A 24,607-nucleotide genomic window follows, 5' to 3' on the forward strand; every position below is an offset into this window, starting at 1 on the left:
AAACAAGTCGGTCCGGCGGGCACAGGGGCCGAACGGCCCTTTCGCCACGCCCCGCCCAGGCGTCTACTGAAACTCCTCCGCTTCCCGCTCCCAGGACACTACCGATGAACGACACTCCGGCCCACCGGGCATGCGCGGCGCCCGCCGCACCGCGCCGCACCGTGGAACTCCATCCCGACGAGGCCCTGCGCCTGCTGGGCAGTGTCCCCATGGGCCGGATCGTCTTCACCCGGCAGGCGCTGCCGGCCATCCGCCCGGTCAACCACATCCTCGACGAGGGCCAGATCGTCGTCCGCATCCACGAAGGCGCCGCGCTGACACTGAGCGCCCGCGAGGCCGACAGCCTGGGCGTCGTCGTCGCGTACGAGGCCGACGCCATCGACACCACCGCGCGCCTCGGCTGGAGTGCCGTCGTCACCGGATACTGCCGCCTGGTGACCGACCCGGCGGACATCGCCCGATACCAAGCGCTGCTCCACCCATGGTCGGATCAGCACATGGACCAGGTCGTCCGCATCCACCCCGACCTCGTCACGGGCATCCGCCTCCTCGACCCGGGCGATCCCCACTGACCACGTCCGCAAGAAGACTGCTCCAAGGGGCCGAAGGAATCTGTAGCAGCCAGAGCGGTCCCGGCCGAGGACATCGCACATCCGCTTCACCCCGTGGGCGCTCCGGTGCTCGTCGACGAAACGGAAGCGGATCACCGTGTCGTCTTCCGCGCGAAACAGGCGGCGGCCTTCCGGAGGATCTCGTTGTCCTCCTTCAGCCGGGCGTTCTCCCGCCGCAGGCGCTTGAGCTCCTCCTTCTCGTCAGGAGTCATGCCGACGTCACCCGGCCGCCGGCCACCCGACACGGGTCCGGTCGTCGCGGACCCATGTGCGCGGGGTCTCCAGGAGGAAACATCCAGTGCCCAGGTGTCGGAATTTCGGGGGCACTCCGCGTACACCACCCCTTCCGCCTCGCCTGGGCGACCGTACGCGACTCGATCCCGACGGCGGGATCACCTCGCTCAGTCGGGTACGTGGTCGGCGCCGAGATCGCGGCGCATCGCCTCTCGCAGGCGGGCAAGGGCAGCTTCGTGGTCGGCCCGGCCTCCGGAGTACGACGGATCACCGGCCGAGGTTCGGCCGGTTCCGTCACGAAGCTCCTCGCGTGCCGACGGATTCCACACCTCCGAATCCGATCCATAGCCACGTCGCCCACGACCGCACACCCCACCTGCATCGTTCCGGATCCATGACTCGCCAGCGGTGATCGATGTGACAAGCCGCAGGTTCTCCAGAGCAGTCTCAGCCCCTGCCGCGGCCTCATCGTGACCAAGATCCGGACCATTCCCGGACCGCAACGGCGGCTGAAAGGCCTGCGCAGGGCATTTCCCCTGGCCATCTGGGCTGCACTTCACGCACCACCAGCAGACGAAGAACCTGCTGGTGTCGTACTCGCCGAAGAAGCTCGGATTCTTCTGACCGTGATCTCCGCCCCGGGTGGTGAACGGCTTCTCACGCTTGATCACCGGGTGAGGGCTACCGGGGCGCGACTCCAGGCCGCGCACCCCGGGTGCGTCACCGAATGACGGTCAGTTCTCCTGCGACGTGTCGTGTCCCTGAGCTCGCCGGCGGCAGACGTCTTCGCCGGCGAGCTGGGAGGCGATGCCGGAGGCGGCCGGGTGGGTGCGTTTGCCGATGTGGGTCTGGAGCATCCACAGTGTGCCGTGCTCGATGGTGAACTCGATGTCGCAGAGGTCGCGGTAGTGGGCCTCCAGTTGGTCCAGGTAGCCGAGCAGCCGCGTGAACGAGGTGGGGTCGAGAGCGGCCAGGTCCTGGAGGGGCACGGTGTCGCGGATGCCGGATACGACGTCCTCGCCCTGGGCGTTGGGCAGGTAGTCGCCGTAGACGCCCGGCCGGCCGGTGGCCGGATCGCGGGTGAAGACGACGCCGCTGCCGGAGTCGGGGCCGAGGTTGCCGAACACCATGGTCTGGATGGTGACCGCGGCGCCCAGGTCGTCCGGGATGTGCTCACGGCGGCGGTGGAGGCGTGCGCGTTCGCTGTTCCAGGAGGCGAAGACCGCGAGGACCGCCCGCCGCAGCTGTTCGGCCGGATCCTGCGGGAATTCCTCACCGGTCCGCTCCTGGATCAGGTCCTTGAAAGTCTCGACGAGCCGGATGAGGTCGCAGGTGTCCAGTTGCGTGTCGTCGCTGCGTTGGTGCTGCTCCTTGACGGCGACGAGGATCTTCTCGAAGTGCGAGCTGTCGACACCCATGACCGTAGTGCCGAACATCTGCACAAGACGCCGGTAGGAGTCCCAGGCGAAACGTTCGCGCTCAGGCGTCTTGGCGAGGCCCAGGACCGCGTAGTCGTTCAGCCCGATGTCGAGGATGGTCTCCATCACGCCCGGCATCGAGAACTCCGCCCCCGAGCGGACCGAGAGCAGCAGCGGGTCGTCCACCTGCCCCAGCCGCTTCCCCGTCACCCGCTCCAGCGCCGCGAGATGCTCGCCGATCTCGCGGTCGAGGCCGGCCGGAGGCCGGCCCGTGGCGAGGAAGACCCGGCAGGCTTCGGTGGTGACGGTGAAACCGGGCGGGACGGGCAGGCCCATGTCCGCCATCTCCGCGAGGCTCGCGCCCTTGCCTCCCAGGAGACCGGCCATGTCCCGGCCGCCGTCGGCGAAGTCGTACACGTAGGTGGTCATGCTGCTCGCCTGTCTCTTCGGCGGATGTCGGGTCCCCGGGGGCGGGGCGGGCCTGCGGCCCGGTGGTCAGGAGCGGTCGGTCCGGTCAGTCGTGCGGCACCACCGCCACGGGCGCCAGGGAGTGGTGGACGACGGCGTGGGTGACGGCCCCGATGTGGGTGCCGATGCGCGCGCGCCGGTTCCTGCGACCCACCACGACCAGCCGGGCGTCTCGCGAAGCCTCCGCGAGGTCCCGTGCCGGCCAGCCCTGGTGGCATTCGCGGACGACGCGGACGCCCGGGTACTTCAGGGGGCCAGCGCCTCGTCGAGCGCCCGGCGCGCGTCCTGGGCGAGTTCGGACGTGAGCAGCGGCACAGTGGCGCCCAGGTCAGGTCCGTAGAGCGCCGGAAGGGCCCAGGTGTGCAGCACCCGCAGATCGCAGCCGTACCGGTCGGCTTCGGCGAAGCCGAAGCCGAGGACCTCGTCGCCCGGTGCGGACACATCAAGGCCGACCACGACGTCTCCCGCCGGTGCGTCCTCGTCGCGCGTCGGGTGGTTGCGGGGGCGGACCAGCACGACGGGGCCCCGGGTGCGGGCGAGCACGGCCAGCGAGACGGACCCGGCGAAGAAGCCGGCCAGGCCGCTCAGGCCCCGGGAGCCGAGCACCAGGAGCTCTGCCTTGTCGCCGGCGGCGCACAGGGCCTCGACCGGGTCACCGGCGGCCTGTTCCGTACCGACGTCCAGGCTTGGGTGATGCCGGCGCAGTCGGCTCTCCGCCGTGCCGAGCACCCGCTCACCCCAGCCACGGGCCGTCGCCGGGTCCACCACGCGGGTACGCGGGTCGTCGTCCTTGGTCCAGACCTGGAGCAGTCGCAGCGGCACCGCGCGGTGCGCTGCCTCCTCGGCGGCCCAGTCCGCTGCGGCGAGGCTCTCGCGGGATCCGTCGACGCCGACGGTGACAGTACGGGACATGAAACGGCTCCTTGACAGGACGGGGGCGGGGCTGCACCTCCACAGTGATCTCCGCGCGACGGGCCGGGGAAGGGGCCACAGGTCCCTGCCGCGGGACCTGTAGACCCCAAGGACCGCGCGCATGACCGGGCGGGGGGCGGAGACGTCGTGACCGAGCGATGCACCCATGTTCTGTCGCGGTCGTGCCGCACATGAACGTGGCTCCGCCCCGAACGCGGGGCAGGCACGCGGAAGCAGCCCCTGCCCGGCACCCGGGAAGGGCGCTGGGCAGGGGCTGCACCGTTAGCGTGGGAAAGGGCCTGTGTTCAGATCCTCGGAGCGGCCGAGCCGACTCGCTCGTCCTGGGCGGCCTGTGCCTGGGTGGCGATGACGGCGGCCTGTACCCGGCGCTCCACGCCCAGCTTGGCCAGCAGCCGGGAGATGTTGTTCTTCACCGTCTTCTCCGCCAGGTAGAGCCGCTTGCCGATCTCCCGGTTGGTCAGCCCTTCCCCGACCAGGGCGAGGATCTGGCGCTCGCGGTCCGTCAGACCGGGCAGGCCCTGCGGCTGTTCCTCCTGGGAGGCTCCGCTGCGCAGCCGCGCCATCACTCGCGCTGTGGCGCCGGGATCCAGCATGGACTGGCCCGAGGCGACCGTGCGCACGGCGTTGACGAGGTCGGTGCCGGTGATCTGCTTGAGAACGTAACCGGACGCGCCGGCCATGATCGCGTCGAGCAGCGCCTCCTCGTCGTCGAACGACGTCAGCATCAGACACGCCAGGTCGGGCATGCGGGAGCGCAGCTCCCGGCAGACGCTCACGCCGTCCCCGTCCGGCAGGCGCACGTCGAGAACCGCGATCTGGGGGCGCAGCGCGGGGACCCGTACGAGCGCCTGCTCCGCCGTGCCCGCCTCGCCCACCACGGTCAGATCCGGCTCGGCTTCCAGGAGATCGCGCACGCCCCGGCGCACCACCTCGTGGTCGTCGAGGAGGAAGACCCTGACCGGCTCCTTCTCGTGAAGGCCGCCGTTGCTGTCCGTCATCGCACACTCCGTGTTCTCCGAGTTGTTCCGCCAACTGCGGATGCGCCTGCATCATGCCGTGCGCGCGGAACCGACGACAGGGCCGGGTGGCTCTCCTGCGCAGCCCGTCCGGACCGGCTCGCCTGCGGCGCGTGCCGCCGGGAGGGACCTTCGGCCCTCGCGGAAGGGCCCGCCGGGCCTGTCGCCCGAGGGCGCTCCCTTGGTGGACTCCATGCGTCAGCACAGCCGGGGTCGTCAGGACCTCGGGCTTTTCCTGGACGCAGAGAGGCTGCCGCCATGACGACGACCACGATCAGCCTGACCAGTATCGGCTCGCCGGAGGCACCGCCGGCCCGGAGCACGGTGGCCGTCGCCCTGGCCGGGGAGCTCGATGTCTACACCGTTGCACGCATCGAGCCGACGTTGACCGACCTGACCCGGAACGCGCAGGCCGAGCTGACACTCGACCTGACGGACATCACCTTCTGCGACAGCTCCGGAGCGGCGCTCCTCCTCCGCGTGCACGAGCGCTCCCAGGCGGCCGGGGTGCGCTTGAGGCTGTCCGGCATCCAGCGGCTCCCCGCTCGCGTCATCCGTGCTCTGGGCATGGACCGCGACCTGTCCTGCTCCTTCGCCTGACCACCGAACCGTCCGCGCCACGCGCCAGGACGGCCTGAATCGTGCGCCCGCAGGTGAGGTCCGTTCGGCCCTATTGCCGGTGGCCGGAGCCAAGGGACGCTGGCTGAAGGCACGTAGGGCCCACGGGGCCGAGCCGGAGCAGAAGGTGGGCACGATGAAGGACGAAGCCACGCAGCGGGCGGTGGAGGACCACCGTGAGGCGGTGGCGCCACGGCGCATGGCACAGCTCGATCGCGTCGAGGCGCTGCGCCTGCTGGGCACCGTCTCCCTGGGACGCATCGTCTTCACCCAGCACGCTCTGCCGGCCATCCGCCCCGTCAACCACCTGATGGACGGCAACGACGTCATCGTCCAGCTCCACGACGGCGCGACGCTCGCTTCCATCGTCGCTCCCACTGATGCCGCAGGCGTCGTCGTAGCCTACGAGGCGGACGTCATCGATCCCGAAACGCACATCGGCTGGAGCGTCGTGGTCACCGGGTACGCCCGCAGGGTCACCGATCCCGGCGAGCTCGCGCACTTCGCCACCCGCCTGCGTCCATGGATCGACCACCCCGACGTGAACGCCGCGTTGCGCATCCGGCCCGACCTGGTCACGGGCCTGCAGCTCACGGCGGGACGCGCCGGCCTGGAAAAGTGAAGCGGGTCCGAGCGCGGCGCCGGCGCGGGGATCGGCAGGCCGGCCCGTGACGACCGGCGCCCTGCGACGGCGATGTCACGGGCCGTCGGTCAGGACAAGGCCCGCGGTGAGTGGCGCCCGCCACACGAGCCTGCTGCCGGACTCGTCCGTACCCTCGATCCGCAGCGTGCCGCCCACGCTCCGGGCTCGCTCGTCAAGGTTGCTCAGGCCACTCCGTCTGCCGTCGGCAGGGATGCCACGGCCGTTGTCCGTCACCGTGAGAACGACCTCGTCGCTGGTGGCTTGCAGGGACACCTCGACACGCGTCGCATGGGCGTGGCGGGCGGCGTTGCTCAGCATCTCGGTGAGGGACGCCATGACGTGCTCGGCGATCTGCGCCGGAACGTCCGTGTCGAGGAGCCCTTCCATGCTCAGACGGGGCGGGAATCCGAGCGTCGTGGCCGCTTCGCCCACCGCCCGGGCCACGCGAGCCCGCAGGCTCGGTCCCATGTCCGCCTCGCGGGCACGCAGACCGAAGATCGTGGAACGGATGATCTTGATGGTTTCGTCGAGGTCCGCGACGGCTCGCGTGACGCGTTCGGCAGCACCCTCGTGCTGCACGAACCGCGCGGCGCTCTGCAGGGTCATACCGGTTGCGAACAGCCGTTGAATGGCGAGGTCGTGCAGGTCGCGGGCGATACGGTCACGATCCTCCAGGAGCGCGAGCTGCTCGGCATCGTGCCGGCGTTCGGCCAGCTCCAGGGCGAGCGCGGCCTGTCCGGCGAAGACCCGGAGAGGTTCCAGCTCCCCTTCGGTGAAGGCGGGTTCGCCGTGGAGCCGGGCCAGCAACAGGACGCCTCGGGTGTCCTCGGCGACGGTGCCCAGAGGGACGGCGACCGCGGGACCGAGCCCGTCGAAGCGGCGGGGGCCGGCCGCGTAGCGGTCGTCTTCCGCGAGATCGACCGTCGTCACGAGTGCGCCGGCCTTGTACGCGGCGCCGGACAGGGTGCCCACGGCCGGGACCACCAGGCCGCGGCGGGTGTCGCCGTCCCCACCGACGGCCAGTTCCACGACGAGGTCGTCCGTGCCGGCGACGGACACGGAGACGTCGGCGAGCGCCGCGTCCGTGATCTCCTGAGCGCGGCGGGCGATGAGCTCGAGGACCGCCGGTCGCGGGCTGCCGGAGAGCAGGCTGTTGGTGATCTCCGCGTTCGCCCGCAGCCACCGCTGCTGGCGCTGCGACGCCTCGTACAGCCGCGCATTGTCGATGGCGACACCGGCTGCGACGGAGAGTGTGGCGATCACCGACTCGTCGTCGGCGTCGAAGTCCAGGCCGCCGCGCTTGTCGGTCAGATAGAGGTTGCCGAAGACCTCGTCCCGCACACGGATGGGCACGCCCAGGAAGGTCCGCATGGGGGGATGGTGGGCGGGAATGCCGTACGACGCCGCGTGCGCGCCGAGTTCGGTCAGCCGCAACGGCCGGGGGTCGCGGATGAGCTCACCGAGGATGCCGTGGCCTGCCGGCAGGGGACCGATCTTCGCGATCTGCTCCTCCGACAGCCCGACGGTGAGGAATTGTGACAGGGTCCGGCCGTCCGGGCCGATCACTCCCAGGGCTCCGTAGCGGGCGTCCACCAGGAGCGCCGCGGCTTCCACGATGCGTCGCAGCGCCTGGGAGAGGTCCAGCTCGCGCCCCACCGAGACGACGGCCTCCAGCAGGTTGTGCACCCGGTCCCGGGTGCCCCGAGCCGCGTTGATGCGCGCCTCGAGCTCCTCCAGCAGCTCGTCGAGCCGCATCCGAGGCATCCGCGAAAGCGCCTCCTCCACACCCACTGGGCCTCCTCTGTCGATCACCCGCTCAGCCTAACGGCCGTGCGGGGCGTCGGGAGGTCACTCGAATGGCAGCGGCCGGGGCGCGTGGTGGACGGCCGGCGCCCCGGGGTGCGCTGATCGCCGGTCGTCCGCGTCGTGGAGGGCGTCCCGGGATGCGGGTGGCCTCCCGTTCTGTCACCCGAAGCCTCGCGTCCGGGCGGGCGGACAACGACGTGCCGAGGGTCCCTGGGCCGAGGCCCGATGGTCTCTGCCCGTCCGCTCACGCGCTCCTGCGGTCCCACTCCGGGGCCACCCTGGCCCATTCCCGGGCCCACCGCGCGCCGTGGCTCCGCTCGTACGTCCGCCGGACGAGCCGATGGACGGTGAGCGCCGCGAGGCCCAGGCCTGCCGCGACCGCGAGTGCGGCGACCACGGCGTCGAACCGTGCGGCGGCCGGGCCGAGCGGCGCGGAGGTCACCTCCCCGTCCTCGTCGGTCCACACCGGGACCCGCGCTCCGCGTTCCACGTGACTTTCCACCTGTAGTCGGGCGGTGCGCGTGGTGCCGTCGGAGGCGGTCCACCGGGCCGTGGCACGCGCGTGTGCACTGCCGCGGAACATCGGTACCGCGTCCTCCACCAGCGTGGCCGTGGTCAGGTGGCGCTCGGTCCGCTGCTGGGCACTGCCCTCCAGCACGGCGTCCCATGCCACGGCGCCGCCGAGGGCCGCGGCGACGAGCCAGGCCGCGATGAGGGCCAGGATGATCCAGCCCTCGGCCGCGTGGGCGCGCAGGCGCAGGGGATTGCGCCGCCACCGCCACAGTCGCACACTCCCGACGCGCACCGTCTCCCCCGCCGTGTCTGTCGCCCGCTGTCCGCTCATCGGTTGTCGAGGAGGCCGGCGACGTACTGGGTGAGGTCGGCGAGACGGCTGGTGTATCCCCACTCGTTGTCGTACCAGCCGAAGACCTTGACCAGGGTTCCGTGCGCCTGGGTCAGTGGGGCGTCCACGATGCACGAGGCCGGGTCGCCGATGATGTCGCGCGAGACGATCGGGGCGTGGCTCACCCTCAGGATTCCCTTCAGCGGTCCTTCCTCGGCCTCCCGGAACGCGTCGTTCACGTCCTGTGCCGACACGGACTGCTCCAGGACGAGGGTGAGGTCGGTGAGCGAGCCGTCGTCGACCGGCACGCGTACGGCGATGCCGTCCAGGGTGCCCGCGAGTCCGGGGAGCACCAGGCCCACGGCGCGGGCGGCGCCGGTGCTGGTCGGGATGATGTTCACCGCGGCCGAACGGCCCCGGCGCGGGTCCTTGTGCGGTCCGTCGAGCACGACCTGGTCGTTGGTGTAGCCGTGGATGGTGGTCATCAGTCCGTCGACGATCCCGAATCGCTCGTCGAGGACCTTCACCATCGGAGCCACGCAGTTGGTGGTGCAGGACGCGTTGGAGACCACGTCATGGCGGAGCGGGTCGTAGGCGCACTCGTTGACCCCCATGACGACGGTGGCGTCGACGCCCTTGCCCGGCACCGAGAGCAGCACCTTGCGTGCTCCCGCCGTCAGGTGCCGGCCGGCGTCCTCCCGGGTGCGGAAGCGGCCGGTGGCCTCGATGACCACGTCCACGCCAAGGGCCCCCCAGCTCAGGTCGGCAGGGTCGCGCTCGGACGTGACGACGATGCGGTGCCCGTCCACGGTGATGGAGTCGTCGTCGTGCTCGACGGTGCGGCCCAGCCGGCCGTGGGTCGAGTCGTAGGCGAGCAGGTGGGCCAGCGTCCCCGGGGAGGCGAGATCGTTGACGGCCACCACTTCCACCGGGGTGCCGCAGCCGGCCTCCGCGCGTTGCATGACGCAGCGCAGGTAGGCACGCCCGATGCGCCCGAAGCCGTTGATTCCGATGCGTACGGTCATGTCCGCCGCCCTCCCGAGGGGTGCCGATGCAGGTGGTGTCAGCCTCGGGCTCCCGCACCCGCCGGGACAGAGGCCCAAGGGGGTGCCCCGAGGGCCGTTGGTCCCTCCTCTCCCCCGCACCGTCAGCCCGGCGGAGCACGGGCCGAACGGCCCCCGGTGCGGGTACTGACCGGTTCTGTCCCCGGCCTCCCCTGCGGGCCAGGCTGGCAGCACAGACGAACGCGAGGAGCGGGCCATGAAGGCAGCAGTGGTGAAAGCGCTGGGAGAACCGTTGGTGATCGAGGAGCGTCCCGATCCCGTGCCGGGCCGCGGGCAGGTGCGTATTCGTGTCGAGGCGTGCGGGCTGTGTCATACCGACATCCACGCGGCCCGCGGTGACTGGCCGGTCAGGCCCGTCCCTCCGTTCGTCCCCGGACACGAGGGGGTCGGCATCATCGAGGAGCTCGGCGACGGCGTCATGCATCTGTCGGTCGGCCAGCGCGTGGCGGTGCCGTGGCTGGGCTGGGCCTGTGGGCGCTGTGAGCACTGCCTCTCCGGCTGGGAGACACTGTGCGAGAAGCAGATCAACACCGGTTACGGCATCGACGGCGGGTACGCCGAGAAGATGCTCGCCCATGCGGACTTCGCGCAGCCCGTCCCCGACGGCATCGACCCGCGCGACGCAGCTCCGCTGACCTGTGCCGGCGTGACCACGTACAAGGCGCTGAAGGTCGCGGAGGTCGGGCCGGCCGACCTCGTGGCGGTCTCCGGCGTCGGCGGACTGGGACACCTGGCCGTGCAGTACGCGAAGATCGCCGGTGCGACGGTGGCCGCGATCGACGTTTCCGACGAGAAGCTCCGGCTGGCGGCCGACCTGGGCGCGGACATCCTCATCGACGCCCGCAAGGAGGACCCGGCCGAGGTGCTCCAGCGCCACGGCGGAGCCCATGCGGCCCTGGCACTGGCGGTGAACGAGGAGTCCTTCGCGACGGCGCTGGCCGGTCTGCGGCGTGGCGGCAAGCTGGTGATGGTGGCCCTTCCCGCGGAAGGCACCGTCGAGGTGCCGGTCTTCTCGACCGTGCTCGGCGGGAGGTCCGTCATCGGCTCGATCGTCGGTACGCGGCAGGACCTGGCCGAGGTGTTCCAGTTGCATGCCGCCGGACGTACCCGCGTGGTCCATGAGACGGCCGCTGTCGTCCGTCAACGAGTGCATCGACGAGGTGCTGGAGGGCCGGGTCGAGGCACGCATCGTCTTCGAGATGTGAGGCCCTGCGGGGCCATCGCCCCGGGGAGGGGTCCGAGGGATCGCTCCGGCGGCTGCCGGGGCGACCGCGCGAACGACTGGAGAGGAGAACCGTGGTCACTACCCGGATGGTGGGAGAGGTGATGACCAGCGAGGTGGTGCAGGCGCACCCGGACACCTCCTTCGGGGAGTTGACACGGCTGCTCACCTCCCACGGAATCAGTGGCCTGCCGGTGGTGGACCACGATGACAAGGTCATCGGTGTGGTGTCCCGGACCGACCTCGCCGGGCACCGGACAGCTCGCGGCCGGCCCGGGGGCGCCCCGCACCCGATCTCGCGGAGGGTGAAGCGGACGGCCCAGGACCGGCCTGCCTCAAGCCGCGCCCCGACCGCCGGCGAGCTGATGACCAGTCCAGCGGTCACCGTGCATCCCGAACAGCGCGTCGTCGAGGCGGCACGCATCATGGAACGCCGTCACATCGACCGGTTGCCCGTGGTGGACGAGGAGGACCGCCTCGTCGGCATCGCCACGCGCCGCGACCTCCTGCGCGTCTTCCTGCGCACCGACGAGGAGATCCGCGCCGAAGTCGCCGAAGCCGTCTCGGTCCGTGTCCCGGCGCACGGCGCCGACCAGTTGCGTATCCATGTCCGGGACGGTGTGGTCACCCTGGCGGGCCGGCCGCGGCCCGACGCGGACACGTCGGCGCTGATCCGAGCAGCGTGGCGGGTGGACGGGGTGGTCGGTGTGGTGAGCCGGCCGGCGGACAAACGCGGAATCGACCACGCTCGACCGGGCGGGGTAGCGCTGCCGCCCTCCGCCGGCTCGGAACGAACGCGGGACCACAGGACACCGTGACACCGGAGCCCGGCCGCGGCGGTGGACCGAACGGCCTTCACCAGCGTCCGGGAGTCCCTGTCCCCGGCGGTGTCGTGGGTACGGGTGGCCCTCCGTCGCGTGCCCTGATGACTCTGCCCCGGCAGGGCCGACGACGACAGGCTGAGAGCGATCAAGGAGGAGAACCCATGAGCGGTCTCAAGCCCAGTCAATCGGTCGGCATCCAGGTACGGATCCGAGGACAGGTTCCGTACGGTGCGGAAACCTACGCGCGGGAGAAGGTGCTCGCGGCGATCAGCCACGTGAGCGAACCGGTGCTGGCCACCCGGGTGAAGCTCGCTCAGGCCGCCCACGCTCCGGCGGGCCGCCCGGCCACGGCTCAAGCCATGGTGGACGTCAACGGCCGGCCGGTTCGGGCCCATGTGGCCGCCGGCACCATGTTCGAGGCCGTCGACCTCCTGCAGGAGCGCCTGACGGCGCGGCTCGCCCGGGTGCACCGGTACGGCGTGCGCCGGTTGCGCGGCAGCGATCCGGACGGCCACATGAGGTGGGACGGCGAGGACCACGAGCACCGCCCGCACCGCCATCACCTTCCGGCCGATGAGCGCCGCATGGTACGGCACAAGGCGTTCAGCCTGGCCCGGCAGACGCCCGAGGACGCCCTGATCGACCTGGAAGCCATGGACTACGACTTCTGGGTCTTCACGGACCTGACCTCCGGATCCGACAGCGTGGTCTACCGGGACTCCCATACCGGTGGGCATCGCATGGCGTCGCTCGGGCCCGTGGGCCAGGACCGCGAGATCGAGGGCCTGCTGAGCGTCAGCACGGTTCCCGTCACCACGAGCGATGTGGGCGAGGCCGTTCAGCGGCTGCAGCTCACCGGCCTGCCCTTCGTCTTCTTCAAGGACAGCGGCACGGGCCGGGGCAGCGTGCTCTACCACCGCTTCGACGGCCACTACGGACTGATCACTCCGGCCCGGTAGCACTCGCCTCACCACGCCGAGGGGCCGTACCGGCAGCTGCCGCCTCACCCGAGTCCGGCCGGTCGGGCCGGCCGGGACCGGCCACTCACCGCGGTCCTACCGCCTGCGGGCGGCCGGCCCGAACCTCGGCCCCGCCGTACGCGGGGAGGGACATCACACCCGACGGAACGACCGTCACCCGGCACTGGGCCGAGCGCGTCCCTCGTGAAGCGGCCGATCGGCTACGGGAGGGCCATCCCGGCCTGGAGATCGGCATCGAGCAGGTACTCGGCCGTCCCGCCGAGGTGTTGCTCTCCGCGGCGGACACGGCAGAGGTCCTGGTCATGGGATCGCGAGGGCTCGGTGCCCTCGGCGGCTTCCTGGCGGGATCGGTGTCCCTGCCGGTCATCGCGCGTGCCGAGCGCCCGGTCGTCGTCGTACGGGGCGGCGAGCAGACCGCGGACGCACGCCTGTCCGGGACCGGCGACCGTGTGGTCGACAGGGGGCGGGACGGCGATGTGGTGCTCGGTCTCGATCTCTCCCGGCCGTGCGACGAGTTGATCGCGTTCGCCTTCCAAGCCGCCGCCGCGCGTTCGGCCAGGCTGCGCGTCGTCCATGGATGGGCGGATCCGGCCGCCTTCGGATACGACCCCGCAGCCGTCGATCCCGGACACAGAGTCGCATGGGGACACCGCGAGGCGAGCACGCTCACGGACGTGCTGCGGCCGTGGCGTGGCACGTTCCCGGCGGTCGAGGTCACGGAGCAGTGCGTGATCGGCCAAGCCTCGGACCACCTCGTCGATGCCTCGAAGGACGCCTCACTGCTCGTCGTGGGACGACGTATACGCCGCGCGGCGACCGGCACGCACATCGGCCCGGTCACGCACGCGGTGCTGCACCACGCCACCGCCCCCGTGGCGGTGGTCCCCCACCTCTGACCGTCCGGTCGGCGCCGCCGGTGTGAACCGGTGATGGCCGGGGCCGGGTACGACCGCTTCCCAAGGAAGGGGTCGCACCCGGCCCCGGCTTCCGTGTGCCACGGCTCCCGGGGTTTCTGCGGCGAACCCGCCCGGCACCCGGTGTCGATGCGTCGGGCCGACCGCCCGACGGCTCGCGGTGATCCGGCCGGCGACCGGCCACGTGGGTTCTCCGGAGCCTGTGACCGCGTCGATGCGGTTGATGGGCGTCCTGCCTCCGCCGGGTCTCACTGTCGCGGAGCGACAAGGCGCCGCTCGGGGCCTGTCGGTCCCGGCAGGCACAGCCATGAGACCCGCGTCGCTCCGGGCACAGCAGTGGGCGGGCGGAGCCGAGTGGTTCGGCTCCGCCCGCCGTGGAAGGCGCGACCTGACTCAGTGCACAGCCGCGCCGATGGCCAGGAACCCGGCGATCGCCACGAACAGGGCGCCCATGAGCGGCGCCATGAAGCGGAGGTACTGGTCGTAACGGACCTTGGCGAGGGCCAGGCCGCCCATGATGACCGCCGACGTGGGCGTGATGAGATTCACCCATCCGGAAGCCGACTGGTACGCGGTCACCACCAGGGCCCGGCTCACCCCGGCGAAATCCGCCAGGGGGGCGAGGATGGGCATGGCGAGGGCCGCGTGGCCGCTGGACGAAGGGACGAAGAAGGCCAGCGGCAGGTTCACCACGAACATCAGAACGGCGAAGGCGCCGGAGGACGTACCGGACAGCGCGCTCTGCAGCGCGTCGAGAATGGTGTCGGTGACACTGGCGTTGTTCATGATCACCGTGACACCTCGCGCCAGCATGACGATCATCGCCGCTCCGGCGAAGTCGCCCGCGCCGGCGGTGACCGCCTGCATCGTCCCCGTCTCCCCCAAGCCGCCGACCAGCCCGACGAGGATCGCCGCGACGATGAACAGGGCGGCGAGTTCGGGGAAGTACCACCCGAGCGTGGGCACGAAGGTGACGTGCAGATCGGACCAGGGGACCACCGCGAAGATCATGAAGAGAAACGTGGCCGCGAAAAGGCACAGGACGGTGCGCTGACGGCCCGTGAGCTCAGCGGTCTCGTCGCCCTCGTTCTTGACGAGGCGGTCGTCCTCGGTGAGTGGCGTCAGCGACCGCGAGGGGTCTTCGGTGATCCGCCGGGCGTAGCGCACGACGTACACGGCGGCCAGCGCGGTCAGGCAGACCCACATCAGCAGGCGCAGGACGATGCCCTCTCCCGTGCCGATGCCGGCGCTGTCGGACGCCACTCCGGTGGCGAAGGGGTTGATGGTCGAGGCGAGGGTTCCGACCCCGGCGCCGACCATGATGACCGTCGCGGCGACCATCCGGTCGTATCCCAGGCCCAGCATCAGGGGGATCATGAGCCCGTAGAAGCCGAGGGTCTCCTCGGCCATGCCGTAGGTGGTCCCTCCGAGGGAGAACACCGTCAGAAGGACGACGAGGAGCAGGGTTCTGTGGTCATGGAGGCGTCGCGTGAGCCGTGCGACTCCGGCGGTGAGGGCGCCGGTGCGCATCGTCACGGTGATGAAGGAGCCCACGGCCAGGATGAAGAGGAACACTCCGGCGGCACCCGCGAAGGAACCGGTGCCCCCGGGCGCGGTGAGGCCGGTCCCGGCGTCGGTGACACCGTACAGACCGTTGACCGGTGAGAGGAACAGGTCCTTGAGCCGGTCCCAGAAGCCTGTGGCGAGCTCCACGGGGTGGTAGGTGCCCGGGACGGGGCTGCCGTCCTTCATGTCGTAGCGGCCCGCGGGAATCACGAACGTGAGGGCCCAGACCACCACGGTGACGGCGATGAGAACGGTGAAGGCGGACGGGAACCGGAACCGCCGTCGGGGGCCGTGGGGTACGTCGGAGTCGGTTCTCTCCCCGGTCGACTTCGGGGGTGTGGGTGCACTGGCGAGGGTCATGTCAGGTCCTGGGGTCCGTCGTGGTCGGCCTCGCGGTGACGGCCGTCGGGTGTGACGACGGTCCCGGTGGCACCGTCGAGGATGGCGCGGGCGTCCTCCAGGGCGCCGATGGCGGCCATGCCGCCCGTGAGTTCGACGAACCGGCACGCGGCGTCGACCTTCGGCCCCATGGATCCGGCCGGGAACCGGAGGGCTCGCAGGGCCGCGGGCGTGGTCCGTCCGATGGGCTCGGCGTCGGGGGTGCCGTAGCCGACCGAGACATGGGGAACGTCGGTGAGCAGCAGGAGCGCGTCCGCGTCCAGCGCCTCGGCCAGGAGGGCGGCGGTGAGGTCCTTGTCCACCACGGCTTCGACACCGGTCAGCTGCCCTTGTTCGTCGCGGATCACCGGCACGCCGCCGCCTCCGGCGCACACGGCCACCGCTCCCGAGGTCAGCAGCAGCCGGATCAGCCGGGTCTCCACGACGCGTTGCGGGCGGGGGGAAGGCACGACGCGCCGCCAGTGGGTGCCGTCCTGCTTGACGGTCCAGCCTCGTTCGGCGGCCAGTCGCTCGGCTTCGGCCCGGCCGTAGACGGGGCCCACGAACTTGGCCGGGTCGGCGAAGGCGGGGTCGGCCGCGGAGACGAGGGTCTGGTTCAGCAGGGCGCAGACCTGGCGCCCGGGCAGGGCGTTCTGCAGCGACTGGAGCAGCCAGTAGCCGATCATGCCCTGGGTCTCCGCCCCGAGGACGTCGAAGGGGTAGGGACTGCTGAGGGAGTGGTCGGCGGCGCTCTGCAGGGCGAGCACGCCGACCTGCGGGCCGTTCCCGTGGGTGATGACGAGTTCGTGCTCGTGCGCGAGGGGCGCGAGGGCGGACACGGCGGCGCGGATGTTGGTGAGCTGTACGGCGGCGTCCGGCCGCTCCTCGCGGCGCAGCAGGGCGTTGCCGCCCAGGGCGACGACTACACGCATGGTGGGATCTCCGGGTTCGACGGGCTGGCGGCTCAGTCGCCGAGGGTGGCGACGAGAACCGCCTTGATGGTGTGGAGCCGGTTCTCGGCCTGGTCGAACACGATGGAGTGCGCGGACTCGAAGACCTCGTCGGTGACCTCCAGCGCGGTCATGCCGGTCCGCGCGGCGATGCCGGCGCCGACGGCGGTGTCGCTGTTGTGGAACGCCGGAAGGCAGTGCATGAACTTGGCCTTCGGGTTGCCCGTGGCGTTCAGGATCTCCGTGGTCACCTGGTACGGCTTGAGCAGGGCGATGCGCGCGTCCCACATCTCCGGCGGTTCTCCCATGGAGAGCCATACGTCGGTGTAGACGAAGTCGACTCCCGCGACGCCTTCCTTGACGTCCTCGGTCAGGGTGATCCGCGCGCCGCTGAGGGCCGCCAACCGCCGCGCCTCCTCGACGATGCCGGGGGCGGGGCGCAGGGAACGCGGGCCGACCATGCGTATGTCCATGCCGAGCATCGCCGCGGTGATCAGCAGTGAGTTGCCGACGTTGTTCCTGGCATCCCCCAGGTAGGCGAAGGACACCTGGTTCAGGGGCTTGTCGCTGTGCTCTTCCATGGTGAGCACGTCGGCGAGGGACTGGGTGGGGTGCCACTGGTCCGTCAGGCCGTTCCAGACCGGAACGCCGGCGTACTGGGCCAGCTCCTCCACCAGGCTCTGGTCGCTGCCCCGGAATTCGATCCCGTCGTAGTAGCGGCCGAGGACGCGGGCGGTGTCCTTGATGGACTCCTTGTGCCCGAGTTGCGAGCCGGCCGGGTCGAGGTAGGTCACGTGCGCGCCTTGCTGGTGAGCGGCCACTTCGAAGGCACACCGGGTCCTCGTCGAGGTCTTCTCGAAGATGACGGCGATGTTCTTGCCGAGAAGCCGCTGCTTCTCGCACCCCTCTCGGTGGGCGGCTTTCACGGAGGCGGAGAGGTCCAGCAGGTGGCGGAACTCCTGAGGAGTGAAGTCGAGTTCCTTCAGGAACGGACGGTGGTGCAGGTCGACAGGCATGGTCGGGCTCCTTGACACGTACAGGGGTGCGGGGCGGACGGGTGACGGGCTCGGTGTGCGGTCAGGCGGCCTCGCGCTCGATGGGGCAGGTCATGCACCGCGGGCCGCCACGACCGCGGCCGAGTTCGCTGCCCCGTACGGTGATGACCTCGATGCCGCTCTTGCGCAAGTGGGTGTTGGTGGTCACGTTGCGCTCGTAGGCGACGACCACACCGGGTTCCACGGCAAGCACGTTGCAGCCGTCGTCCCACTGCTCCCGCTCTGCGGACCGGATGTCCTGGCTGGGCGTGAGGACGTTGATGGAGGGCAGATCCAGGGCATCGGCGATCGCCTGGTCCATGGAACCGGGGGCGTGGTCGGTGACCTTCAGCCCCTGCCCGCCGGCGCCGGGTTCGATCGTGGAGGTGGGCAGCAGGCCGAGACCCGCGTAGCGGGTGAAGGTGTCACCGCTGACCATGGTCATGACCGTGTCGAGGTGCATGAAGCTGCGGCTCTTCGGCAGACTGACGGCCACCACCCGCCGGGCGGAACCCGATGCGAACATGCGCAGGGCGAGATTCTCCACGGCCTGTGGCGTGGTGCGCTCGCTCATGCCGACGAGCACCGCCCCGTTACCGATGACCAGGACGTCGCCGCCTTCGATGGTGGCGGGGTATGCCTCCTGCCCATCGGTCCACTGATGGAACTCCCCCTTCTCGAACAGGGGGTGGTACCGGTAGATGGCTTCGAAGTGAACCGTTTCACGGCGCCGTGCCCGCTTGTTCATCGGGTTGACGCTGACACCGTCGTACACCCAGCACGATGTGTCCCGGGTGAAGAGATGGTTGGGCAGGGGTGCGAGGAGGAAGTCGTCGGGCGCCATGGCATGCAGTCGGACGCTCGGAACCGGGCCCATGCGGTCGAGCAGCTCACCCTTGGTGACGCCACCGATGAGGCAGGCGGTCAGTGCCGCCGGCTCCAGGGAGTCGAAGTACGCGCGGAGCCGGTCCGTTCCGAGGACGCCGAACTCCCGCTCGTCGAAGACCCGTTCCAGGACGAGTTGCCGCGCGTCGATCACGGAGAGCGTGTCGGTGAGCAGGTCCGCCAGGAGATGCACGCGAACTCCCCGGTCCCGCAGGACATCGGCGAAGGCGTCGTGCTCCTCACGGGCACGCTTGACCCACAGCACGTCGTCGAAGAGGAGCGCGTCCTTGTTGGTGGGTGTGAGGCGTTGCAGTTCCAGGTCCGGCCGGTGCAGGATGACCTGCTTCAGGCGGCCGGTCTCGGAGTCGACGTGAAAGGCCATGAGATCTCCCAAGAGACGAAGGTGCGCCCAACGGGCGCCGCCGCACGCGGATGTGCGGTCGGCCGGGTGTCCGCTGGGGCGCCCCGGGGTGCACTTGAACCCTGTCACCGACGTCCCCTTGGGTCCCCGTCGCGACAGTCCCTGGCGGCGGGCCGGTCGGAGCCCCTCTCGGCGGACCCGTTCGGTCGGTTCGAAGGGCCCTTCGGCCCTGCCGGCCGACGGCCGGGTGGCATGTGCGGCGGCGGCGCGTACTCGGCAGTCAGCCGCCCTCGTGCGGCGCACGGGACACGGGCAGACCGGCGGTCGGGCCTTCGACCGACGCCGAGGGCAGGGGCGACGGCACCTACGGTGTGCCGCGGCGGCCGTACGGCTGCGCCCGCGAACCCGGCGGCCCGCTGCCGACCACCTGGCCCGCCCGCGAGGAGGACGTGCCGGTGTGGAAGGTCGAGCCGGACGGGGGCCGACTCCCCTACACCGAGGGCATCCACCTCGGTTACCGCGCCTGGCTCAAGCAGGAGCGGAGCGGCGGCCGCGGACCGGCGCTGCCGTTCGGGTCCGGCCTCGGCTACACGACCTGGCAGATCGGCGAACCGACGATCACCACCGCCGGGGACCGCGTCGTCGCGCTCGCGGACGTCACCAACACCGGCGCCCGACCGGGCAAGCAGGTCCTGCAGGCCTACCTGTCCCGCCCGGAATCGACCGTCGAACGGCCGGTCGCCTGGCTCTGCGGCTTCACCGCGGTGCGTGCCGACGCGGGCGAGCGCGTGCTCGCCCGCATCGAGATCGCCCCGCGGGCGTTCCAGCACTGGGACACCGACGCGCACGGCTGGGCGACCGAGCCCGGCACCTTCACCCTGCGGCTCGCAACCTCCTCCGCCGAACCCGGCCACACGGTCCCCCCGACGGACGACCGGGCGTAACCACACCGTTCACCCGCAATCCGTCCAAGCACCCGCCCGCAGCGTCGGCTGAAGTCATCCGGCTCGGCGACGCCCGCACAACCAACTCCCTGTCCACCCACGTGCCTGTGGGCGGACAAGGCCCCCGCTGCGGGACCGGAACCTGACACCCGGTCCCGCAGCACCCCTCGCCGCTCTCTCCACGGTGGCATCGGCAGGTACGTACCGGCGTGAGGCGCTCGTACGGGCGAAGACGAGCCCGAACGGGGGCGCTACTGCATCTGCAGTAGCCGGGACTGCCTGCACAGAGCCGACGACAGCGGGCAGCCCGCCGCCGGAGGATGGTGATGCTCCCGATGCCGTGCCCTCCTCGCGGGTCACGGCACGGTTCGTCCCGCATCGGAACGGGCCGTGAGGGAGCGCGCCGCGCAGGGGCAGGACCGTGTTCCGTCCGCTGCCCCGCACGCAGACCTCGTACGACCGATCCCCACCTTGAAGAAGTCCGCTCTCCCCTGGCCACGTTCCTCTATCGCCTGGGCCGATGGTCCTTCGTTCGCCGTCGGCTGGTGACCTTGCTGTGGGTCGCGGTGCCGGCCGTCGTCGGGCTGCTCGCGGCCAAGGCACCGGCCGCGCCCGAAGACGGTTTCGCACTGCCGGGGACCGAGGCGCAGAGCGCCTTCGATCTCATCGACGCGTTTCCCCGGTGCCTCGTCCGACGCCGGCCCACGGCACTTCCCACTCCCTGGCCTTGGAACGGCCCACAGGGCCGCGACCCCACCTCGACCCTGCGTGGGCGTCCGGGCAGCCACCCACCTGACCCGGCCGGTCTCGATCCCTCCCAGTCGCGGCCACTGCAGCTGAGACGCGGCCCGGGCGAGCGACCGCCGGACCAAGATCCGGACCATTCCCGGACCAGCCCTCGCCACAGAGCCACGCCTGCCGCCATTTCCCCAGGTCAACATGGGTTCAGCTGCTGTACCACCAGCAGACGAAGAATCTACTGGTGAGCTACTCGCCGAAGAAGCTCGGGTTCTTCTAGAGGCACGAAAGAGGCACCTGACCTGGGGTTTTCCCCGGGGCAGGTGCCTTCTTGGAGCACTCGAGCCCTCCCCTGGGGGAGGGCTCGACATACCCCCCTTCCTTCGGCTCAGCCCTTGACGCTGCCGGCACACGACACGCACATCGTTGCCGCCGGTCGGATCTCCAGGCGCTCGGGCGGGATCCTGCTGCCGCAGCCCTCGCACTGCCCGTAGGTGCCGTGTTCAAGCCGCTGGAGGGCTCCGTCCAGTTCGGCGAGGTGTCCGTGTGCCTGCTCCATCAGGGAGGCCACATGGGCGCGCTCGAAGGCGGTGGTCCCTCCTTCGGGGTCGTGCTCGTCGTCGACCGCGACCAGGGCGTTAGCCGCGACGATTCCGTCGAAGTCCCGGCCCAGAGCCGCCATGCGTGTCGGTACGGTCGGCCGCCAGGCGTTCACGGACGGTCGCCGGACCGGAGCGGCCGCGCCCGGCAGGAACAGGGACGTCACGCGGGGAAACGCTCATACATACGACAACTGAATCGCCCGGTCCAGTCATTCCAACGGCGCCGATGCCCCCTCCCCTTCCCCCTCCTTCGCCCCCGTCCTGGATTCCGTCGGATAAGGTCCTGGTCGCCGATGGCCCGACCGAGGGGGGGACCGGGATGTCCGACAGAGAGCAACCGCAGGCCGGCGCGACCACCGCCTCCGCCGACAGCGGCGCCGTGGACGAGCGGATCCACCGCATACGCCGGCGGCTGGAGCGGCTCATCGGTGTCGCGGCGACCGAGGGCAACGCCGTACGCCCCCTGCGCAACGGCGACGAGATCTTCGCCGCGATGCTGGACGCGATCGGCAACGCGCGTCACACCGTCGACATGATGACCTTCGTCTACTGGCGGGGCGACATCGCGCGGCGTTTCGCCGAAGCCCTGACCGACCGGGCACGTGCCGGGGTGAGGGTGCGGCTGCTTCTCGACGGCTTCGGCAGCCGCCTGATCGAGAAGGACCTGCTGGACCGGATGAGCACGGCCGGAGTCGAGGTCGCGTGGTTCCGCAAGCCCCTCTATCTCTCGCCGTTCAAGCAGAACCACCGCTGCCACCGCAAGGCCCTCGTGGTCGACGAGCTGACCGCCTTCACCGGAGGCGTCGGGATCGCCGAGGAATGGTGTGGCGACGCCCGCAATCCCGACGAGTGGCGGGACACTCACGTCGAGGTCCGCGGCCCGGCCGTGGACGGCATCGCCGCCGCCTTCGCCCAGAACTGGGCCGAGTGCCACACGGAGCTCTTCGACGAGCGCGACCGGTTCGTCGTCCACCCCCCGAGCGGGAGCGCCATCGTGCAGGTGGTCCGCGGTTCGGCCAGCGTCGGCTGGCAGGACATGCAGACCCTGATACGGGTGATCCTCGAATCGGCGGAGGAACGGATCCGGCTGGCGACCGCCTACTTCGCCCCGGACGACTACTTCATCGACCTGCTCTGCGCCACGGCCCGCCGCGGCGTGGAAGTCGAGATCCTGCTGCCCGGCCCCCACACGGACAAGCGGGTGTGCCAGCTGGCGGGGCAGCACCACTACGAGGCGCTGACCGCCGACGGAGTGCGCATCCACCAGTACCAGCCGACCATGATGCACGCGAAGGTCATCACCATGGACGGCGTCGTGTCCCTGATCGGCTCCACGAACTTCAACCGCCGCTCCCTCGACCACGACGAAGAGGTCATGCTCGCCGTCATGGACTCCGAGTTCACCGCGGCCCTCGACGCGCACTACGACGAGGACCTCAAGGTGAGCGAGCTGATCCGCCCGGGCCGCTGGAAGCGGCGGTCGCTTCTGCAGCGGGCTCGGGAGACGGCGGTACTGCCCATCCGCCGCTACCTGTAGGAGGCGGCGGCCTCGACTTCCCGCGGCTTGTCGTCGGACCGTCCTCCCTGCCGCGCGCGCACCGCGTTGAACTGCGCGCCGGCGAGCAGGGCCAGATTGCCGAACCACAGCCACACGAGGAAGACGATGATTCCCGCCAGCGAACCGTAGAGGCGGCTGTAGGTCCCGAACTGCGTGTAGAGGGTGAAGAGCGCCGAGGCCCCGAGCCACAGGAAGGCCGCAAGGGCTCCACCCGCGAACCCCCGGCGCAGGCCACGGCCCTGGACGGGCCCCGTCCGGTAGAGGATCAGGATCAGCGCCGTGACGATCACCAGCAGCACCGGCCACCGCAGCAGGGTCATGACGTCCGTGCCCGGGCGGCCGGCGGCCGCCGCGAGCCGCCGGGCCACCGGGCCGGTCGCGACGAGGCTCGCGGCGCCCGTGACGAGCAGGGCCAGCAGCGCGCTCGAGGTGAGAACGAGGACGTGGGCGGCACGCAGTGGCCGACGCGTGTCGGGCAGACGGTGCATCGCGTGCAGGGCGCGCCGGAAGACCGACAGGTAGCTGGAGGCCGACCACAGGGCGCTCAGGACGCCGCTGACGAGCAGCGGCCACAGTGAAGAGGGCGAGGAGGTGATGCCCTCCAGGGCCTCCCGGAGCACCTGGGCCGACTGGGGCGGAGCGTACGAGGTGAGGTCGCGGATCAGATGCTCGCGCGTATCGGTCCCGGCCAGTCCCACCAGGGAGACGGAGACGAGCAGCGCGGGCACCAGTGCCAGTACCGCGTAGTAGGTGAGGGCCGCCGCGTGGTCGGTGACGTTGTCCTCCCACAGCCGCACGGCGGTGGTCCACAGGCGGGTGCGGATGCGTTCGAGTAGCTCGAAGGACCGGTTCCCGGGCGTGCTCCGACAGGTGCGGGGACTGTTCGACGTCACGGAGATCTCCTGCCCTGCATGATCGCTCGCACCCTTCTTCCACGCGGTCGATCACGGCCGGCTGAGGAGTGAGGACCGGGGAACGGGGTAGCGGAGGTGCCCAACCGATGTCTCGTCGAACTGGACGGCCCTGTTGCGAGCACCCAGGAACCCTGCGCCCAGGAACCGCAGCTTGCCGACCCCGTTCCCGCGACACGGGACCCTGTCGCGCCGGACCTGCCCGTTCAGGGGCTGGAGGCGCCGGACCTGGTCGTCCGGTCAGTCGCGGCGGCGGGCGGCAGCTCATCGGCAAGCCGCCGCGACTCACCCGGGCATTCGCGTGTCGCCGCAGGCCGACCCCGCAAGCCGCCAGGCAGGCTCATCGTGGACGCGGCGACATCGCGGTGCGTCAGTGCCCGCAGGACGGCCTGACGCGGAACAGCTCGGTCCGCAGTACGGGTGTGCCGTCGACCGGTGCCGGGTTCTCCGCGGTCGGCTCGATGCCTCCGGCGGCGACCTTGTCGAGTGTCGCCAGACCGGCGGTGCCGACCGTGCCGAACACCGTGTAGTTCGGTCGCAGGGCGGAGTCGCCGTAGACGACGAAGAACTGAGAACCGTTCGTGTTCGGGCCGGCGTTGGCCATCGCCAGCAGGCCGCGTCCGTAGAGCCGGCGCGTACCCGTCGGATCGGTGGCGGCGGGCGGCAGGTCCACCGGCAGTTCGTCCTTGTACTTGTACCCGGGCCCGCCCTCACCGGTGCCGGTCGGGTCGCCGCACTGCAGGACCTTCAGCGTCGGGTACGCCGTCAGGCGGTGGCACACCGTATGGTCGTAGAAGCCGTGCCGTGCGAGGTGCAGGAAACTCTGGACCGTGCACGGCGCCTTGGCCCGGTCCAAGCGCAGCGGGAGCGGGCCCTGACTGGTCGGCACAGACAAGTCGACCGTGCCACGAGCAGGGGTGCGCCGTGGGTCGGGCGGCAGCGGAACAGGGCGCGCCGGCGGCTCGTCCGGGGTCTGGGTGTACTGGCAGGGACCGTGCGTGGTGCGCGGCGGAACGCTGTCGGAAGCAGTGGCGACGCTCCCCCCTGTCACCACTAGCGCCGCGGCCGCGAACGCACTGATCAGT

Annotated in this window: 21 protein-coding genes and 5 pseudogenes; 10 read left to right on the top strand and 16 right to left on the bottom strand. The window is 70.9% G+C overall.

Annotated features, from left to right (window positions below):
* Positions 1-104: 104 nt before the first annotated feature.
* Positions 105-572 (top strand): pyridoxamine 5'-phosphate oxidase family protein, encoded by a 468-nt coding sequence (locus AB0M16_RS15905; RefSeq protein WP_365343082.1) that lies wholly within the window; start codon positions 105-107, stop codon positions 570-572.
* Between the two features lie 144 nt (positions 573-716).
* Here AB0M16_RS15905 and AB0M16_RS15910 read toward each other — a convergent pair.
* The 6 genes and pseudogenes from AB0M16_RS15910 to AB0M16_RS15935 all read right to left on the bottom strand — a co-directional run.
* Positions 717-823, bottom strand: a pseudogene (locus tag AB0M16_RS15910) (XRE family transcriptional regulator); the annotation flags it as partial.
* A gap of 189 nt (positions 824-1,012) precedes the next feature.
* Positions 1,013-1,516, bottom strand: coding sequence for a hypothetical protein (locus tag AB0M16_RS15915; protein WP_365343084.1), 504 nt, complete (start codon positions 1,514-1,516; stop codon positions 1,013-1,015).
* A 123-nt stretch (positions 1,517-1,639) separates the two neighbouring features.
* Positions 1,640-2,692, bottom strand: a pseudogene (locus AB0M16_RS15920) (PEP/pyruvate-binding domain-containing protein); the annotation flags it as partial.
* Positions 2,693-2,777: 85 nt separating this feature from the next.
* Complete coding sequence (locus AB0M16_RS15925; protein WP_365343226.1) at positions 2,778-2,981, bottom strand: universal stress protein; 204 nt, start codon at positions 2,979-2,981, stop codon at positions 2,778-2,780.
* Positions 2,978-3,643 carry a universal stress protein gene (locus tag AB0M16_RS15930; RefSeq protein ID WP_365343086.1) on the bottom strand — a complete coding sequence of 222 codons (666 nt, stop codon included), beginning with the start codon at positions 3,641-3,643 and terminating at the stop codon, positions 2,978-2,980. The genes AB0M16_RS15925 and AB0M16_RS15930 overlap by 4 nt, the downstream gene beginning before the upstream one ends.
* 305 nt (positions 3,644-3,948) lie before the next feature.
* A complete protein-coding gene (locus AB0M16_RS15935) occupies positions 3,949-4,662 on the bottom strand; it encodes a response regulator transcription factor (RefSeq protein ID WP_365343088.1) in 714 nt (237 codons plus the stop codon).
* A 276-nt stretch (positions 4,663-4,938) separates the two neighbouring features.
* On the opposite strand from AB0M16_RS15935, the gene AB0M16_RS15940 reads away from it, so the two are divergent.
* Together AB0M16_RS15940 and AB0M16_RS15945 are read left to right on the top strand one after the other, a co-directional pair.
* Positions 4,939-5,280, top strand: coding sequence for an STAS domain-containing protein (locus AB0M16_RS15940; RefSeq protein WP_365343090.1), 342 nt, complete (start codon positions 4,939-4,941; stop codon positions 5,278-5,280).
* A 154-nt stretch (positions 5,281-5,434) separates the two neighbouring features.
* Complete coding sequence (locus AB0M16_RS15945) at positions 5,435-5,920, top strand: pyridoxamine 5'-phosphate oxidase family protein (RefSeq protein ID WP_365343092.1); 486 nt, start codon at positions 5,435-5,437, stop codon at positions 5,918-5,920.
* Positions 5,921-5,995: 75 nt separating this feature from the next.
* Here AB0M16_RS15945 and AB0M16_RS15950 read toward each other — a convergent pair whose 3' ends face one another.
* From AB0M16_RS15950 to gap, 3 genes are all read right to left on the bottom strand, one after another.
* Positions 5,996-7,696 (bottom strand): GAF domain-containing sensor histidine kinase, encoded by a 1,701-nt coding sequence (locus AB0M16_RS15950; RefSeq protein ID WP_365343228.1) that lies wholly within the window; start codon positions 7,694-7,696, stop codon positions 5,996-5,998.
* Between the two features lie 295 nt (positions 7,697-7,991).
* Positions 7,992-8,552, bottom strand: a complete 561-nt coding sequence (locus AB0M16_RS15955; RefSeq protein ID WP_365343094.1) for a hypothetical protein — start codon at positions 8,550-8,552, stop codon at positions 7,992-7,994.
* Positions 8,553-8,587: 35 nt separating this feature from the next.
* A complete protein-coding gene (gene gap, locus AB0M16_RS15960; protein ID WP_365343096.1) occupies positions 8,588-9,616 on the bottom strand; it encodes a type I glyceraldehyde-3-phosphate dehydrogenase in 1,029 nt (342 codons plus the stop codon).
* 235 nt (positions 9,617-9,851) lie between these two features.
* On the opposite strand from gap, the pseudogene AB0M16_RS15965 reads away from it, so the two are divergent.
* From AB0M16_RS15965 to AB0M16_RS15980, 4 genes and pseudogenes are all read left to right on the top strand, one after another.
* Positions 9,852-10,860: pseudogene (locus AB0M16_RS15965) on the top strand (zinc-dependent alcohol dehydrogenase).
* 121 nt (positions 10,861-10,981) lie between these two features.
* On the top strand, positions 10,982-11,695 hold the full coding sequence (locus tag AB0M16_RS15970; protein ID WP_365343098.1) for a CBS domain-containing protein: 714 nt from the start codon (positions 10,982-10,984) through the stop codon (positions 11,693-11,695).
* A gap of 167 nt (positions 11,696-11,862) precedes the next feature.
* Positions 11,863-12,660, top strand: a complete 798-nt coding sequence (locus AB0M16_RS15975; RefSeq protein ID WP_365343101.1) for a sigma 54 modulation/S30EA ribosomal C-terminal domain-containing protein — start codon at positions 11,863-11,865, stop codon at positions 12,658-12,660.
* 152 nt (positions 12,661-12,812) lie between these two features.
* The gene (locus AB0M16_RS15980; protein WP_365343230.1) at positions 12,813-13,577 is read left to right on the top strand and encodes a universal stress protein; all 765 of its coding nucleotides are present in this window, start codon (positions 12,813-12,815) and stop codon (positions 13,575-13,577) included.
* Positions 13,578-13,988: 411 nt separating this feature from the next.
* On the opposite strand, the gene AB0M16_RS15985 is transcribed toward AB0M16_RS15980, so the two are convergent.
* The 4 genes from AB0M16_RS15985 to AB0M16_RS16000 all read right to left on the bottom strand — a co-directional run bounded on the left by AB0M16_RS15985 (position 13,989) and on the right by AB0M16_RS16000 (position 18,790).
* On the bottom strand, positions 13,989-15,521 hold the full coding sequence (locus tag AB0M16_RS15985) for a TIGR00366 family protein (protein WP_365343103.1): 1,533 nt from the start codon (positions 15,519-15,521) through the stop codon (positions 13,989-13,991).
* Entirely contained in the window at positions 15,518-16,471 is a 954-nt protein-coding gene (gene arcC, locus AB0M16_RS15990) for a carbamate kinase (protein ID WP_365343105.1), read from the bottom strand. Before arcC ends, AB0M16_RS15985 begins: the two co-directional genes overlap by 4 nt.
* A 32-nt stretch (positions 16,472-16,503) precedes the next feature.
* Positions 16,504-17,505: an ornithine carbamoyltransferase gene (gene argF / locus AB0M16_RS15995; RefSeq protein WP_365343107.1), complete on the bottom strand. Its 1,002-nt coding sequence runs from the start codon at positions 17,503-17,505 to the stop codon at positions 16,504-16,506.
* 61 nt (positions 17,506-17,566) lie between these two features.
* On the bottom strand, positions 17,567-18,790 hold the full coding sequence (locus tag AB0M16_RS16000) for an arginine deiminase (protein ID WP_365343109.1): 1,224 nt from the start codon (positions 18,788-18,790) through the stop codon (positions 17,567-17,569).
* Positions 18,791-19,140: 350 nt separating this feature from the next.
* Here AB0M16_RS16000 and AB0M16_RS16005 point away from each other — a divergent pair, with 350 nt between their 5' ends.
* On the top strand, positions 19,141-19,713 hold the full coding sequence (locus AB0M16_RS16005) for a fibronectin type III-like domain-contianing protein (RefSeq protein WP_365343111.1): 573 nt from the start codon (positions 19,141-19,143) through the stop codon (positions 19,711-19,713).
* Positions 19,714-20,204: 491 nt separating this feature from the next.
* Positions 20,205-20,409 (top strand): annotated as a pseudogene (locus tag AB0M16_RS16010) (hypothetical protein); the annotation flags it as partial.
* Positions 20,410-20,839: 430 nt separating this feature from the next.
* Here AB0M16_RS16010 and AB0M16_RS16015 read toward each other — a convergent pair.
* Positions 20,840-21,233: pseudogene (locus AB0M16_RS16015) on the bottom strand (TraR/DksA C4-type zinc finger protein).
* Between the two features lie 139 nt (positions 21,234-21,372).
* On the opposite strand from AB0M16_RS16015, the gene AB0M16_RS16020 reads away from it, so the two are divergent.
* Positions 21,373-22,590: a phospholipase D-like domain-containing protein gene (locus tag AB0M16_RS16020; RefSeq protein ID WP_365343113.1), complete on the top strand. Its 1,218-nt coding sequence runs from the start codon at positions 21,373-21,375 to the stop codon at positions 22,588-22,590.
* Here the strand turns inward: AB0M16_RS16020 and AB0M16_RS16025 are convergent.
* Positions 22,581-23,504: a YihY/virulence factor BrkB family protein gene (locus AB0M16_RS16025; RefSeq protein WP_365343115.1), complete on the bottom strand. Its 924-nt coding sequence runs from the start codon at positions 23,502-23,504 to the stop codon at positions 22,581-22,583. The two genes, AB0M16_RS16020 and AB0M16_RS16025, sit on opposite strands and share 10 nt — an antisense overlap.
* Before the next feature lie 388 nt (positions 23,505-23,892).
* Positions 23,893-24,411: a peptidylprolyl isomerase gene (locus tag AB0M16_RS16030; RefSeq protein ID WP_365343117.1), complete on the bottom strand. Its 519-nt coding sequence runs from the start codon at positions 24,409-24,411 to the stop codon at positions 23,893-23,895.
* Between the last annotated feature and the right edge of the window lie 196 nt (positions 24,412-24,607).

It is taken from the genome of Streptomyces sp. NPDC051921 (genome assembly GCF_040680975.1).
In the GTDB taxonomy this organism is placed as follows: domain Bacteria; phylum Actinomycetota; class Actinomycetes; order Streptomycetales; family Streptomycetaceae; genus Streptomyces.